The sequence below is a fragment of the Pelotomaculum schinkii genome (assembly GCF_004369205.1).
GTDB classification, from domain to species: Bacteria; Bacillota; Desulfotomaculia; order Desulfotomaculales; family Pelotomaculaceae; genus Pelotomaculum_C; species Pelotomaculum_C schinkii.
Map to the genome: position 1 here is coordinate 323,691 of NZ_QFGA01000001.1, position 14,852 is coordinate 338,542.

General features: G+C 49.5%; 11 protein-coding genes and 2 riboswitches. All 11 genes read left to right on the top strand.

Annotated features, from left to right (window positions below; translation table 11 throughout):
- The first annotated feature begins 15 nt into the window (after positions 1-15).
- The 11 genes from Psch_RS01645 (at position 16) to Psch_RS01695 (ending at position 14,832) form a co-directional block, all read left to right on the top strand.
- Entirely contained in the window at positions 16-1,182 is a 1,167-nt protein-coding gene (locus tag Psch_RS01645) for an LL-diaminopimelate aminotransferase (protein ID WP_190238933.1), read from the top strand.
- A 103-nt stretch (positions 1,183-1,285) separates the two neighbouring features.
- A complete protein-coding gene (locus tag Psch_RS01650; RefSeq protein WP_134217678.1) occupies positions 1,286-1,549 on the top strand; it encodes a translation initiation factor 2 in 264 nt (87 codons plus the stop codon).
- 168 nt (positions 1,550-1,717) lie between these two features.
- A complete protein-coding gene (locus Psch_RS01655; protein ID WP_134217663.1) occupies positions 1,718-2,128 on the top strand; it encodes a DUF3842 family protein in 411 nt (136 codons plus the stop codon).
- Between the two features lie 47 nt (positions 2,129-2,175).
- Positions 2,176-2,357, top strand: a riboswitch (cobalamin riboswitch).
- A 78-nt stretch (positions 2,358-2,435) separates the two neighbouring features.
- On the top strand, positions 2,436-3,047 hold the full coding sequence (cobU, locus tag Psch_RS01660) for a bifunctional adenosylcobinamide kinase/adenosylcobinamide-phosphate guanylyltransferase (protein ID WP_243123921.1): 612 nt from the start codon (positions 2,436-2,438) through the stop codon (positions 3,045-3,047).
- A 2-nt stretch (positions 3,048-3,049) separates the two neighbouring features.
- A complete protein-coding gene (locus tag Psch_RS01665; protein ID WP_134217664.1) occupies positions 3,050-4,606 on the top strand; it encodes a cobyric acid synthase in 1,557 nt (518 codons plus the stop codon).
- 6 nt (positions 4,607-4,612) lie between these two features.
- Positions 4,613-5,572, top strand: coding sequence for an adenosylcobinamide-phosphate synthase CbiB (cbiB, locus tag Psch_RS01670; protein WP_206663712.1), 960 nt, complete (start codon positions 4,613-4,615; stop codon positions 5,570-5,572).
- Between the two features lie 10 nt (positions 5,573-5,582).
- Positions 5,583-6,968, top strand: coding sequence for a cobyrinic acid a,c-diamide synthase CobB (locus Psch_RS01675; protein WP_190238934.1), 1,386 nt, complete (start codon positions 5,583-5,585; stop codon positions 6,966-6,968).
- A gap of 487 nt (positions 6,969-7,455) precedes the next feature.
- The gene (gene cobS / locus Psch_RS01680) at positions 7,456-8,217 is read left to right on the top strand and encodes an adenosylcobinamide-GDP ribazoletransferase (protein WP_243123922.1); all 762 of its coding nucleotides are present in this window, start codon (positions 7,456-7,458) and stop codon (positions 8,215-8,217) included.
- A 47-nt stretch (positions 8,218-8,264) separates the two neighbouring features.
- Positions 8,265-9,362, top strand: a complete 1,098-nt coding sequence (gene cobD / locus Psch_RS01685; RefSeq protein WP_190238935.1) for a threonine-phosphate decarboxylase CobD — start codon at positions 8,265-8,267, stop codon at positions 9,360-9,362.
- A complete protein-coding gene (gene cobC, locus Psch_RS01690; protein WP_134217668.1) occupies positions 9,359-9,994 on the top strand; it encodes an alpha-ribazole phosphatase in 636 nt (211 codons plus the stop codon). Before cobD ends, cobC begins: the two co-directional genes overlap by 4 nt.
- A gap of 102 nt (positions 9,995-10,096) precedes the next feature.
- Positions 10,097-10,220: riboswitch (molybdenum cofactor riboswitch) on the top strand.
- 205 nt (positions 10,221-10,425) lie between these two features.
- The gene (locus Psch_RS01695) at positions 10,426-14,832 is read left to right on the top strand and encodes a Kelch repeat-containing protein (protein ID WP_190238936.1); all 4,407 of its coding nucleotides are present in this window, start codon (positions 10,426-10,428) and stop codon (positions 14,830-14,832) included.
- The last annotated feature ends 20 nt before the right edge of the window (positions 14,833-14,852 follow it).

Sequence of the window (14,852 nt, forward strand, 5' to 3'; positions counted from 1 at the left end):
TTTCAGGAGGTAATTATGGACATAGCAAGGAGAATGCAAAGCCTGTCTTCAGGTGTTTTTAACGAGATGGAAATACGCAAAAAAACTGTTGAGGCCAGAGGCGTAGAGGTTATCAACCTTGGAGTGGGTAGTCCCGACCAACCCCCTGCGCCCCACATCGTTGAGGCTCTCCGCAAGGCAGTCAGCGACCCGAAAAATTATTCTTATTCTCTGGGTGGGACACCCCGCCTGCATAAGGCCTTATCTGGTTGGTATAAAAAACGTTTTCATGTAGACCTTGACCCTGACCGCGAGATCCTGGTGCTGATGGGTTCCCAGGATGGCCTCGCTCATTTGGCCATGGCTTATGTTAACCCGGGAGATCTGGCCCTGGTACCCGACCCTGGATACCCAATTTACAGCTTCAGCATTCAGATGGCAGAGGGAAACATTTATCCTCTTCCCCTCCTGGCAAAAAACCGGTTCCTGCCTGATCTTTCCCAAATTCCGGAGGAAATTGCCGCCAAGGCCAAAATGATGTGGCTTAATTACCCCAATAACCCGGTTGCCGTTTCAGCTGATTGGGAATTTTTTGGACAAGTGGTAGAGTTTGCGCGCAAATATGACATCCTCGTCTGCCATGACGTGGCCTACGCCGAACTGGCTTACGACGGGTTTAAACCGATGAGCTTTTTGGAAGTCCCCGGCGCAAAGGAAGTGGGGGTTGAGTTCTACTCACTTTCCAAGACCTACAATATGGCTGGCTGCAGGGTCGGCTTTGCCGTAGGCAATGAAAAGGCCATATCCAATCTGGCCCTGGTCAAATCCAACATTGATTACGGAGTGTTTTTTGCGGTCCAGGAAGCTGCTGTAGCAGCCCTGACCGGTCCACAGGAATGCGTCAAAGAGAATGCGCGTACCTATCAGAGGCGCCGCGATGTGCTTGTTGACGGACTGGCCAAGTTGGGTTGGCAGATTCCCAAGCCCAACGCGTCCATGTTTTTATGGGCGCCAATTCCACGCGGGTATACTTCCTCCAGCCATTTTGCCGCCGACCTGCTGGAAAGAGCCGGCATAATTGTTATTCCCGGTATCGCTTTCGGTGAGATGGGAGAGGGTTACGTCAGGATTGCCCTGGTCAAAGACGAAATCGTGCTGGCTGAGGCAGTACAGAGGATTGGTCAAAATTTTAATTTCCTTTAGCAATCACTTAGTGAGGGAACCTGCTCAAATGTCTATTAGCCTTCAAGCCGGCATATACTAGGATCGAAACACCTGGTGAGGAGATGCCGCCGTGGAAGAAAGGATGGATGTTGATTTCTTAAGGGATAGGGTCCTTGAGCTTGAGGAAAAAGTTGAACAGCTCAGGTTAAGCCGGAGAGTACTCATGAACTTGATTGAAAAAATTGAAAAGGATAAAGCTGGATTTTTATCCCGCCTGGAAAGGGAAAATCGTAAACTTCAACATAACAATTATCGCTATGCCCAACGGTTATTACATAAAAACAGGCAGATAGTGGAGTTGGAGTCAAAACTTCAGGATGGCGCCTCTCAAAATTTTCGCAAATAAATAATCTATCCACAGATATATACACAGGATGGCAATAATTGTTAGTATTAGCATAATACGCCTTGATTAAGGTTTAATCGACAAGCAATAGACCCGGGGGGGTCTTTTTTTTGGTCATATATGGTATAATGCTATATATTACAAATATTATGAATGGCGGCGGTTTTGGTGCGAATAGCCGTGATTGACGGGCAGGGCGGAGGTATAGGCAAACACCTTACTGAAAGACTGCGCCGGGAATTACCTGAAAATATTGAGTTTTTGGCCCTCGGAACCAATGCTCTGGCCACTTCCGTGATGTTGCGGGCAGGCGCCAACGAAGGAGCAACCGGCGAAAATGCCGTGCTCTACAATTCCTTACGGGTTGACATCATTGTCGGGCCAATCAGCATTCTTTTTCCAAATGCCATGCTGGGTGAGTTGACTCCCAAAATGGCGGAAGCCATTGCTTCCAGTCCCGCCCGCAAGGTGCTCCTGCCGCTTAGCCGCTCCGGCATTGATATTGTCGGCTTAAAGGCTGAGCCGTTACCGCACCTGATCGAAGAATTGGTTAAAAAGGTAAAGGATATTATTACATGATAAATAGTTCTTGCTCTGCAGGATAATGGTAGATGATGTGGAATATGAAAAATTAAATTGCCGCAGTCGCCCTTTTGGGTGTAATTGGGGAATCAGGTGCGATACCTGAGCGGTCCCGCCACTGTAACCGGTTACGCGCACAGCGCTTTAATGCCCGGCCAGGCTTATTAAAGGGGAGTAAATGCGGGTAAACGGAAGCCAGGATACCTGCCTGCGGGTAACGACCGAACTTCCTTCGAGGTAAAGGGGACGGCGGGTAAAATTGCTTTACACAAACCCCGTTCCTTTAAGGAGGCGGGGTTTTACTATGGTAAGCCCATTTAAAGTATTGATCGGCTGGTGGATTATGAAAGGTAAACTTATCCTGGTATTGGGAGGAGCCCGCAGCGGTAAAAGCGAGCTGGCTGAGAACATAGCTTCACGGCTTGGGGGGGCTGTTAAATATATTGCCACTGCCACAATACAAGACCCGGAAATGGCTGAAAGGGTCAAACTGCACCAGGGACGAAGGCCTGCGTCCTGGCTCACGTTCGAAGAACCGACAAATATCCTTGGGGTTTTAAAAGATGGAAAGCAGGGCGATGTGTTTCTTCTGGACTGCGCCACCCTTTGGCTTACCAATCTTCTTTTGGCAGAAAACCTGCCACGCTGCGGAGCTGCGACTGCTGAAAAGCAGGAATATATCCTTGGGCAGGCTCAAGCCGCAGCCGAAACGATTCACCAGGGCCACCACCTGATTATCGTTTCAAGCGAAGTCGGGTTGGGCCTGGTTCCGGACTATCCCTTAAGCAGGACGTTCCGGGATCTGGCAGGAAAGGTCAATCAGCTTCTGGCCTCAAAGGCGGACCAGGTCTACTTAACAATAGCCGGGCTTCCTCTGGAGATAAAGTCGCTGGCAGAGCAAAAATGGAGTGATTGATTATGTCGGCCAAAACGATCATGATTCAGGGAACAGCTTCACACGTAGGCAAGAGCGTTCTGGTTGCTGCGCTTTGCCGCATTTTTAAACAGGACGGTTACCGTGTCGCCCCTTTTAAGTCACAGAACATGGCCCTGAATTCCTTTGTCACCAGAGACGGCGGTGAAATGGGGCGGGCTCAGGTGGTGCAGGCCGAAGCTGCGGGTCTGGAGCCTTCTGTTGACATGAACCCGATTCTGCTCAAACCTACCGGACACGCATCGTCCCAGGTGGTGGTCCTGGGCAAGCCGGTGGGCAACCTGTCCGCCATGGGTTACCATACGGATTACGCGCCTAAAGCCCTGGCAATAATCGAAGGAGCTCTGAACCGGCTGCTTGCGGCAAATGACATGGTGGTGATCGAAGGCGCCGGAAGCCCGGCTGAAGTCAATCTTCAGGAGCACGAAATTGTCAACATGCGTATCGCCAGGATGGCGCAAGCCCCGGTTTTGCTCGTAGCCGATATTGATAAAGGGGGAGCCCTGGCCTCAGTAGTAGGCACCCTGGAACTGATAGCTCCCGACGACCGCGCGCGTGTACGCGGAATTATTATCAACAAATTCCGCGGTGATATCAGCCTCTTTCAACCCGCGGTGAAATTTTTGGAAGAGAAAACCGGTAAACCGGTAATCGGGGTGGTCCCTTATTTTCAGGGGTTCAGGGTCCAGGAGGAGGATACCATACCTGAGGATAGAAGCCGTGCCGAACTGGTCGAAGAACAGGGCTGGGTTGATATAGCGGTTGTTAATCTACCGCACATCTCCAATTTCACGGACTTTGACCCGCTGGAGGACGAGCCTGACGTCAGGCTCCGGTACGTAAGCAAGGGAAGCAACCTGGATGAACCGGATTTAATCATCCTGCCGGGCAGCAAGAATACCATCGGCGACCTGGCATTCCTGAACCGTTCCGGATTAGCGGCGCAGATCGTTGAGTTTTACCGTAGGGGAACCCCTGTCATCGGCATCTGCGGGGGGTTTCAGATGCTGGGCAGGGAACTAAATGACCCTCTGCATACCGAGTCTGAAATTCCACGCCTAGACGGGCTTGGGCTCCTGGACACTTCAACTACTTTTGCTCCGGAAAAAATCACCACCCAGGTGGAGGCTGAAGTTGCCGGTTCCGGGCTTTTTCTTTGCGAAACCTCAGACAACAGGATTAACGGTTACGAGATCCATATGGGCAGAACCGAACTGGCTCCGGACGTGAGGCCCGCCTTTACCATACTGGTACGCTCAGGAGAAAAGGTTTTCTTTCCAGACGGAGCCGTAAGCCCGGACGGCCTTGTTTTCGGCACTTATATCCACGGTATCTTTGACAGTGATTCCTTCCGCAGGCGCCTGATTAACACTCTGCGCAGGAGAAAAGGGCTTGAACCCCTGCAGGCCTCCGATACCCTTTTGGTCCACGAACAGAGGGAGAGAGATTTTGACAAGCTGGCAGCTGTTGTCCGGAGCAGTCTGGCTATGGAAAAGATCTATGGCCTGCTTGGCATGGAGGGACCTATCTGCCATGGGTAAATTGAAATGCCTATAAACGCCGGACTTTTTATATTTGCCGCCTACCTGTTGGACCTGGTTTTGGGAGACCCGCATGGTTGGCCCCACCCGGTGGTTTTAATCGGCAAGGTCATCTCCAGCCTGGAAGCTGGGGTGCGGCGTTTTTTCAGGAGTCCCACGGCTCTGCTGGTATGCGGCGCTCTGGTGGCGGTCATAGTTGCCGGGGGCAGCTGGCTGGTAACCGCCTGCCTGGTCAGGTGGTCCTATGCAATAAACTACTGGTTTGGCTCTGTCCTTACCGTTTGGATTATTTACACCACAATCGCAGCCAAAAGTCTGGCCGCGGCAGCCTGTGATGTTTACAACTCTTTACAAAAGGGCAATTTGGCCGAAGCCCGCCGCAAGGTGGGATGGATTGTCGGACGGGACACAGAGCAAATGGATGCCGCTGACGTCACCAGGGCCACGGTTGAAACCGTCGCCGAGAATATTGTTGACGGAATTGTTTCACCCGTTTTTTATGCCCTGCTGGGCGGCGCTCCACTGGCTATGGCTTACCGGGCGATCAATACCCTGGACTCGATGCTGGGCTATAAAAACGAACGTTATATAAATTTTGGCAAAGCCTCCGCCCGCCTTGACGATATAGCCAATTATATCCCGGCAAGAATCACCGGCTTTCTGATCCTGGCAGCTTCCTGGCTGCTCGGGATGAACACCAAAGGAGCAATTTCGTCGATGCTCAGAGACTCTTCCAGTCACCCCAGCCCCAACAGCGGTATCCCCGAGGCTGCCGTTGCCGGCTCACTGGAGATAAGATTGGGCGGACTGAATTACTACCAGGGCAGCCCTTCTTTCAGGGCCTACATGGGGGAGGATTTGGCTCCTCTCAAACCGTTTCATATTCTGCAAACCGTCAAGATTATGTACGTAACAGCAACTTTAACAGCAGGTCTGGGCCTTGCGGGCTGGTACCTGCTGACATAGGAGCGACCTCATGTCAAGCATACCCAGGCTGCTGATTGCCGGCACCCATAGCGGGGTAGGGAAAACCACCTTATCCACAGCTATCATGGCCTCGCTAAATAAGCGTGGTTTAAACGTACAACCCTTTAAAGTGGGTCCCGACTATATTGACCCTGGATATCATAACGCTGTCACCGGCCGTGTGTGCCGCAACCTGGACTGGTGGATGCTGGGTGAAGAAACGTTGCGGGAACTTTTCATTCGCTCAGCGGCAGACGCCGATATATCCATTATCGAGGGAGTGATGGGACTATATGACGGGATCGGCGCGACTGCTAACAGCAGTTCCGCCCATGTGGCCAAAATCCTTGAGACCCCGGTAATTTTGGTCCTTGACGCCCGTTCCATGGCGCGCAGCGCCGCCGCGGTTGTTTTGGGCTATCAACAGATGGACCCCGCTGTCAACATCCGTGGCGTCATCCTTAACCGCGTATCCAGCCTGAGGCACTACCGGATATTAAAAGAAGCAATCGAGTCTAACTGTCGGATCCCTGTTGTCGGCTATGTTTACCGTCAACCGGATATTCAGCTCCCGGAAAGACACCTGGGGCTTTTGCCAACCACGGAAAAATCAAGATTGCCGGAACACTTGACAGCAATGCAGCAAGCTGTGGAGGAAGGGATCGATTTTGCACATCTAATCGCCCTGGCGGGGGAAACAGTAAACTTGCCGAAACCTGGCAGGCGTGTTTTCCCGGATATGCCTGGAGAGCGCCGGGTAAGGCTGGGTCTGGTGCAGGATCGGGGTTTTAATTTTTATTACCAGGACGCCCTTGACCTGCTCACAGCATTTGGCGCTGAACTGGCGCCGTGCAGTCCACTGAGCGGGCAAGGACTGCCTGCCGACCTGCATGGCCTCTATATAGGGGGAGGCTTCCCGGAAATGTTTCTTGAAGAACTGTCCCGCAACACCCTCTTCCAGAAAGACCTGAAAGCCGCGGTCACCTCCGGCATGCCCGTATATGCTGAGTGCGGCGGCTTAATGTACCTGACCACATCCATTGTGGACTTTAACAACCGCAAGTACCCCGCGGCAGGCCTTATTGACGGCTGCTGCAGGATGGGGCAAAAGCGGGCAGGTCTTGGTTACGTCACCGCTAAAGCCCTGGATGACAACATCATATGCAGCCGGGGCGTTTCTTTGCGCGGCCATGAGTTTCACTATTCGACGTTGGAGCTTGGACGGGAATATCAAAGAGCCTACCGGCTGGCCAAATGGGGAGAGCAAACTGCCTGGCAGGACGGAGTAATAACTGCGAATATTCTGGCATCCTACGTTCATCTGCATTTTGCCGGCTGTCCAGATACGGCCAGAAGACTGATCGAGAGCTGTGAAAAATATAAGAACTCCTGGTAGTTAAATAAGGATCATTGTTAACTAGATCTCGAAAAGCCTTTGGGGTAGTGGTCTTGGGGTTATCCTCCGCTCTCTTTGCAATTCTACATTTGTGAAACAAGAGCGTCATACCGACCGCATATACAGACAGCCACCCGGTAGTTACGCGCTATTCAAGATTTAATGCAAGCCACGCACGCGCTAAGGAACGCACCCAGGTGCTCCGCTCGCTCCGGATAACCCCAAGCCCGCAAGTCGAGCCTTTTCGAGCAACATTCTTGAGACAAGTGAGGCAGATGACGTGACATATGTCTCCCCATTGTCACTTCCCAGTGTACATTTTCATTGGTATTAGATGATTGAAAAACATGGCTGGTTCCAGGGGAATTCAGCAACAGTATCTGTAGAAATCCTTTATAGTATATTTTTGTGATAAATGGTGCCCGTTTGGACAACTACCCCCTGAATAGTACCTTCAAATAATACCCCTTCAAACCGGGAGGCCGTTTTGAAAAGTATCCTTTTAGCTTTTTATCAGTTAACAAGACTGCCCCTGCCAAATGTAGATTTTGACGAAAAAGCTTGCGGCCGGTCCACCCTTTATTTCCCTGCCGTGGGATTGTTTTTAGGAGGCCTGTTGGCCTCTCTGGCATGGGGGGCAGGATTTTTATTCCCTGCGGGGATCAAGGCTGCACTGATTGTCGTTGGTATGGTTGTCCTGACCGGCGGCATGCACCTGGACGGCTTTATGGACAGTGTTGACGGCCTTTTTAGCGGGCGGCCGCGGGAAAGAAAGCTTGAGATTATGCGGGACAGCAGGGTAGGAGCTTTTGGCGTTATCGGAGTAATATGCCTGCTGTTATTGAAATACAACCTCTTGCTCGAGCTTCCGGACGGTGTTTTATTTAAAGTCCTGCTGGTCCTTCCTGCGATAAGCAGGTGGGGCATGGCCATTGCTGTTATAGCCTTTCCTTATGCCAGACCGGATGGGCTCGGAAAAGTTTATGCCGTACAGTCAGGCAGCAGGGAGCTGGCAGGCTCAACCATTATTACCGCTGTTGCGGTCGCATTGATTCTAGGGCTGCAGGGGGCCTGGCTGGTGGCGCTGGCGGCTTTTGCCGCCTGGTTGGCAGGCAAAAAGATTGTCAAGGAGTTGGGCGGGTTAACCGGTGACACCTACGGGTTTATCAATGAACTGCTTGAGGTGGTCCTGCTCCTGGCAGCTTACCCCATACTCCGGTGGACCTGCGGCTTTCATTCTGTTTTCTAGCTGCCAATATACAGGCGCTTGTTTCATTTTGAAAGGAGTCATGCAAGTTGCCTCTGGAACACACACACGGCGGAAACCTGAATAAAGCCGCCCGTAAGTACGGTCTGCCGGTCAAAGACATTACGGATTTCAGCGCCAATATCAATCCTCTTGGACCCTCCCGCAAGGCGCTTTCAGCCATATCGAAAAACCTTGACCTGATTTCCGCCTACCCGGATCCGGACTGCACTGAACTCAAGTCTGAACTGGCAAAATATCTGGGGATAAAAGAAGAAAGGCTGCTGATGGGTAACGGGGCAGCTGAACTGGTTTACCTGCTAGTCCGCGTGCTGAGGTGCAGGAGGGCGCTTATCCCGGTACCGACTTTTTGTGAATATGCCCTTGCGGTCTTGTGCCAGGGGGGTGAAGTGCTTGAACTGCCCATGCCCGAAGAAAACGGCTTCAGGCTTCCGGTTGACGAGATCATCGCCTCATTGCCTGACGCAGACCTCCTTTTTCTGTGCAACCCCAATAACCCCACCGGGCGGTTAACCGGCCGCAAAACAATCCTGACCATTCTTGAAAAAGCGTGTTTGCACGGTGTTATGGTCCTCATAGATGAAGCGTTTATGGATTTTGTCCCCAGGCGGGAGCTTTTTTCTGTTATCAAAATGGCCGGACAACAACCCAACCTGGCGGTCCTTTACTCCATGACCAAATTCTTTGGCATCCCCGGTCTGCGCTTGGGGGCGATAGCCGGGCCCGGGGAACTGCTGTCCCGCATGAGCGCCGCCAGGGACCCCTGGAATGTTAATGTACTGGCCCAGGTTGCCGGCGTAGCCGGCTTGATGGATTACCAACACATGCGGGATACCTGCCGAATAGTGAACTGTGAAAAGAAATTTCTTTTCGGACAGCTTGCCTCACTGCCCGGTGTTCAACCACTGCCCGCAGCCGCTAATTTTATCCTGGCAGATGTTGCCGGCAGCGGGTTCACTTCATTTGAATTAACCGAACTGCTGGGCAGGCAGGGGGTGCTGGTCAGGGAATGCTCTGATTTTAACGGGCTGGCCGGTCGTTTTTTGCGACTGGCAGTAAAAACTCGCCCGGAAAACGAGAAGCTGTTGCTGGCTCTTAAAGCAATAGTACAGGGAGAGAATAAATGAGCTGCCGTGTGTACTTAATCAGACATGGGGAAACAGAGTGGAATAACACCATGAAGTTCCAGGGAGTGACCGACATACCGTTGTCGGAGCGTGGCCGCCGGCAGGCGGTTAGCCTGGGTAAACGGCTGGCGGCACTGAAGCTTGACGCGTTTTATGCCAGCGACCTGGTCAGAGCGCGTGAAACAGCAACAATTATCTCCAGCCGGCACGGCATGTCCATTGTGACTGTCCCCGCACTAAGAGAGCTGAATTTTGGAGCCTGGGAAGGGTTAACCATTGCAGAAATAAAAGAGCTTTTTGCCGGTGAAATAGAACAATGGTGGGAAAACCCGTTTTCAATCAGGATCCCGGGCGGTGAAACCTACAATGAATTGATTGAAAGGTCCGTTAACGCCATCAAGGAGATTATAGCGCGGCACAGCGACGGCCGGATAGCGGTAGTGTCCCACGGGGGTCCAATCAGAAGCATCGTGGGCAGCGTTCTGGAAATGGATTTGGGTAAATACTGGCGGCTGGGACTTCATAACGGGTCTTTGAGTATCCTTGACTTCACCGGTTGGGAGTACGGAATTCTTACGCTTTTCAACGACTGCTCCCATTTAGCCGGCAACAATGCCGGCAGTTCTTATTAGTAAGCCATTGGCTTAAATGACAAATTGTAACATTATTTGCTCTTGCAATTTAATATGCCTGTTATTACCATTAATGGTGACAGATTGTTTTATAACGCCCAAATGATAAACATTATCCGAAGTCATTTTACCTATGGCCATGTTGGCTAGGGTAACTTGACCGGCAGGGTGCGTACCGGAAACGGTCGTACCTCCCATTGTGGAAAGGATAGTATATGTTGGGGTTTATAAAGCCCTTCATTGCAATTTATTTCGCAATGAAGGGCTTATTCTTTATTCCAAAACCATCATTTTAATAAAATAAATCGAAAAAGCGCAATACAGCCGGCGGAGGTGTCTAACGGCTCCAAAGCAAGGTTTTATTAATGCGATATAGGGTTTATTACCCAAAAAGCATGTGGTCTACTAATATTTTTTTAGGGGGAGAAAAGTTGAAAAAAGCAGTAATGAAGATGGTTCTTTCTTTGTTTCTGGCACTGTCTCTAACTCTTACAACAACGTCTCTGCCGTTATCGGTCAATGCAAATTATAACGGCATAAATGAAAAGAACCAAAAAAGCAATGAAACCGGCGCTCCAAGCATACAAGAAGATGTATATGCCGGCAGGGACGAGAATGGCAATTTAGACCAAGATGTTGCCGATGAAGTTTACGCGCAAATGCAGTTTGACCCTCTTTGCCCGTTAGATCTGAACGAGTATAAAACCGACCGCTTTATCGTTAAATACAAAAGCGGCAAAAGCAAGGGCAGTCTGGCCGTTTCTTTAGGTCAAGATTTGAAAGAAATAAGAAATATCAACAACAGCAAGTTTAAAAGCTTTAATGTCATAACGACAAAAACAAAGATGAGGAAAGAAGATTTCATAGCGAAAGTAAAAAGTAAAAATGCAGAAAGCGAAATTGAATACATTCAGCCTGATTATGAGCTGACGGCAGCATCGCTGGATGCGGAAATAGATGCACAGCAAAACGAGCAGGACATAACTGATGCAGTGCAACAGGATGAGAGTCCGGACAATCAAGCTGGACAAGCTAGCGCCCGGCCGGGAGAAGAAAACTTGCCGGAATTCCTGCAAGGACTTCCGCCCAATGACCCGATGGTAGAACAATGGCTAACAACCTACCAAGCAAAAAAAGAAGCGCAGAAAAATACAGCCAATGCCGGAACGCCGGTGAACATGGCTGACGTCAATATAAAAGCCGCCTGGGGAAAATCCCAGGGAGAGGGAGCCATAGTCGCCATATTGGATACAGGAATAGACATCACCCATAAGGAGTTATCGCAGAGAATTTGGACAAACAAAAGCGAAACGCCCGGCAATGGGACCGATGACGACGGCAACGGCTACATCGACGACACAAACGGCTGGAACTTCAGTGACGATAACAACGAAGTACACAGGCATGGCCGGGAATACGACGAATGGCACGGGACACATCTCGCGGGTATCATTGCCGGGGCAGCGCCTGAAGCAAAGATATTGCCGTTGAAAGTATTTAAAAACGGTACGGCCTATACCAGCGACATCATTGAAGCCATTGAGTACGCTGAAAAAAACGGCGCAAAAATCGCAAACTGCAGCTGGGGGACAAGCTTCGACAACCCGGCCTTAAAAGAAGCCATTGCAAATTCCACCATGCTCTTCGTATGCGCGGCAGGCAACAGCAATGCCGATATCGACACCAGTCCGGTTTACCCGGCGTCATACGGCGAGAATAACATTATCACAGTCGCCTCCATCAACAAAGACGGAAATTTATCAGGCTATTCAAACTATGGTGAGACATCGGTAGATGTCTCAGCTCAGGGTGAGAATATCGTCAGCGCCACACCCGGCGACAGGCATGGTATGAGCAGCGGGACATCCCAGTCAGCCGCCTTTGTATCAGCCGAAGCCGCGCTGATACTGGGAGCATGCAAAAATGCCGCTGCGGAGGGGCTCAAACAGATAATAATACAAACCTCCGATAAACTGCCCAGTCTGCTCAATCAAGTAAGCGATGGGAACAAGATCAACTGCGGCAGCGCGGCATCAACTGCCATTCCGGAAAAGAGTGAAACGTTAATCAGAGAAGATAATAACGACATATCAGTCAGTGATTCAGTATACGAGGACATTTCAGTAACTGATTCAGTATATGGCGAAACCATAGATAAAGAGCTTGCTTATGGCAATCCTACCGTCTCGGATACAATTTATCAGACCGCTGGCGAATACAGCCTGTACTCCGGAGAGATCTGGAATATTAAGGCGAGCATGCCTACGCCAAGATTTCGTTTGGCAGCAGCAGAGGTTAACGGGAAGATATATGCAATAGGCGGCGAAGGCAGTAGCGGCTATTTAAATACAGTAGAAGAATACGATCCTGCGACAAATACCTGGACTACAAAAGCAAGCATGCCTACACCAAGGGACGGCTTAGCTGCTGCAGCAGTAAACGGGAAGATATATGCCATAGGCGGCGGTAATTATAACGGCAAGTTAAATACAGTAGAGGAATATGATCCGGCAACAAATACCTGGGCGGTAAAAGCAAGTATGCCCACATCAAGGTTTTTGTTAGCAGCGGCAGCGGTAGATGGGAAGATCTATGCGATAGGTGGAAATAACAGCGGATTATTAAATGCAGTAGAAGAATATAATCCTGCCACAAATACCTGGACGGCGAAAGCAAGTATGCCTACAGCAAGAAATTATTTGGCGGTGACGGCTGTCAATGGGAAGATTTACGCTATAGGCGGTTTTAATGATACCGGTTATAACAGCTTAAATACAGTGGAAGAATATAATCCCGCAACAAACACGTGGACGGCAAAAACAGGTATGCCGATGCCGAGATTCGGACTGTCGGCGGCCGCTGCAAACGGAAAAATTTATGCAATGGGAGGACGATACTTCTACGATGATAATAGCCGGAACGTGGTAGAAGAGTATACCCCAGCAACAAATACGTGGAGAACAACAGCAAGTATGCCAACACCCAGACATTTACTGGCGGCAGCGGCTGCGGGCAACCGGATTTATGCAATCGGAGGAGCAAACGATTATAATATATTAAATGCAGTAGAAGAACTAGTATTAGGAACTGACGACTATGGCAATGACTTTGCAGATTCAACAGCAATTGATATTGGCTCAACAGTTCAAGGATGGATTGACTACGCTAATGATGTTGATTGCTTCAATTTCACTCCGGCAGTGAGTGGTTCATATATTATTGAAAGTCTAGGTTCAATAGATACAATCGGGGAATTGTATGATAGCAATCAAAATTTTATTAAATATGATGATGATAGTGGAGACAATTACAACTTCAGGATTATAGTTAGTCTTCAGGCCGGCCAAACGTATTATATAAAAACAAGGGAATATTCTGACGGAACAGGGCCATATACGCTTTTAATCTCAAATGTGCCAAATAACTTTAAAGCAACTTCAATTGATTCCTCCACCATCACAGTATCGTGGGACCCTGTGCCCGACGCAATCGGGTACGACATTGAGATCGACGGCGCGGTCATTGACAATGGCGCAAGCACCGCTTATATACACAGCGGCTTGGTAACCGATGTTACGCATATATACAGGATCAGGGTAAAGTATAATGCTACAACGGGTGGATGGAGCAAAAAAGTTTATTCGCTGACAAAAGGAAGTTGTTATCAAATTAGGGCATCCATGCCCACACCAAGAGGAGAATTGGCAGCGGCAGCGGAAAATGGAAAGGTCTATGTTATAGGCGGTTTTAGCAATAACTGGTGTTTAAATACAGTAGAAGAATATAACCCTGCAACAGATACCTGGGTGGCAAAAGTAGGTCTGTCCACACCAAGATATCGTTTAGCTGCGGCGGCAGTAAACGGGAAAATCTATGCCCTAGGCGGTTATAGCAGTAGCGGGTATTCAAATACAGTAGAAGAATACAATCCTGTGACAAATACCTGGACAGCAAAAGCAGGTCTGTCCACACCAAGATATCGTTTAGCTACAGCAGCAATAAATGGGAAGATTTATGCCCTAGGCGGTTATAGCAGTAGCGGATATTCAAATACATTAGAAGAATATGATCCTGCTACAAATACCTGGACGGTAAAAGCGGCTATGCCGACGCCTAGATATGGATTGGCAGCGGCGGCGGTGAACGGGAAGATCTATGCAATAGGCGGTTATAACAGTAGCGGTTATTCAAATCATGTAGAGGAATACGATCCTGCAACAAATACCTGGACGGTAAAAGCAGCTATGCCAACCCCTAGACATGGATTAGCAGCGGCAGCAGTAAATGGGAAGATCTATGTAATAGGCGGTTATAACAGTGGTTATTTAAATCAAGTTGAGGAATACGATCCTGCAACAAATACATGGTCAACAAAATTGGACATGCCAATAGAAGACAATTTTCTGGCAGCAACGGCGTTAAATGGTAGGGTTTATGCAATAGGCGGACATAATTCTGATGGGTACTTAGACTATGTCCAGGAACTAAATATGCAGAACATGCAGAACGGAATATACACAATAAATACCATTACAGGGGACACCTTCAACCTGGCGTTTTCAGCAAAAAACATGACCGTTACAAGCCATACGTTTACAGTAACATATGACCCAGCCCAGCTCCAACTCCTTGACCCGTGTGGCCAAACCCCAACTATAGAAACAGAGTTAGGGCTTGTTAGTGGTACGAATGTTACCATCGTCCAAAATGAGCCTGGGACAATTGTATTTTCAATAAACAATACTGTCTCTTCTGGTAAATCATGGTCAGGCTTGGTGAACACCTTAAAATTCAAAGCAAATGTGAATAACCCAGCGATATCCTACAAAGTGACATGAGAAAGCGTACCTGTGCTACA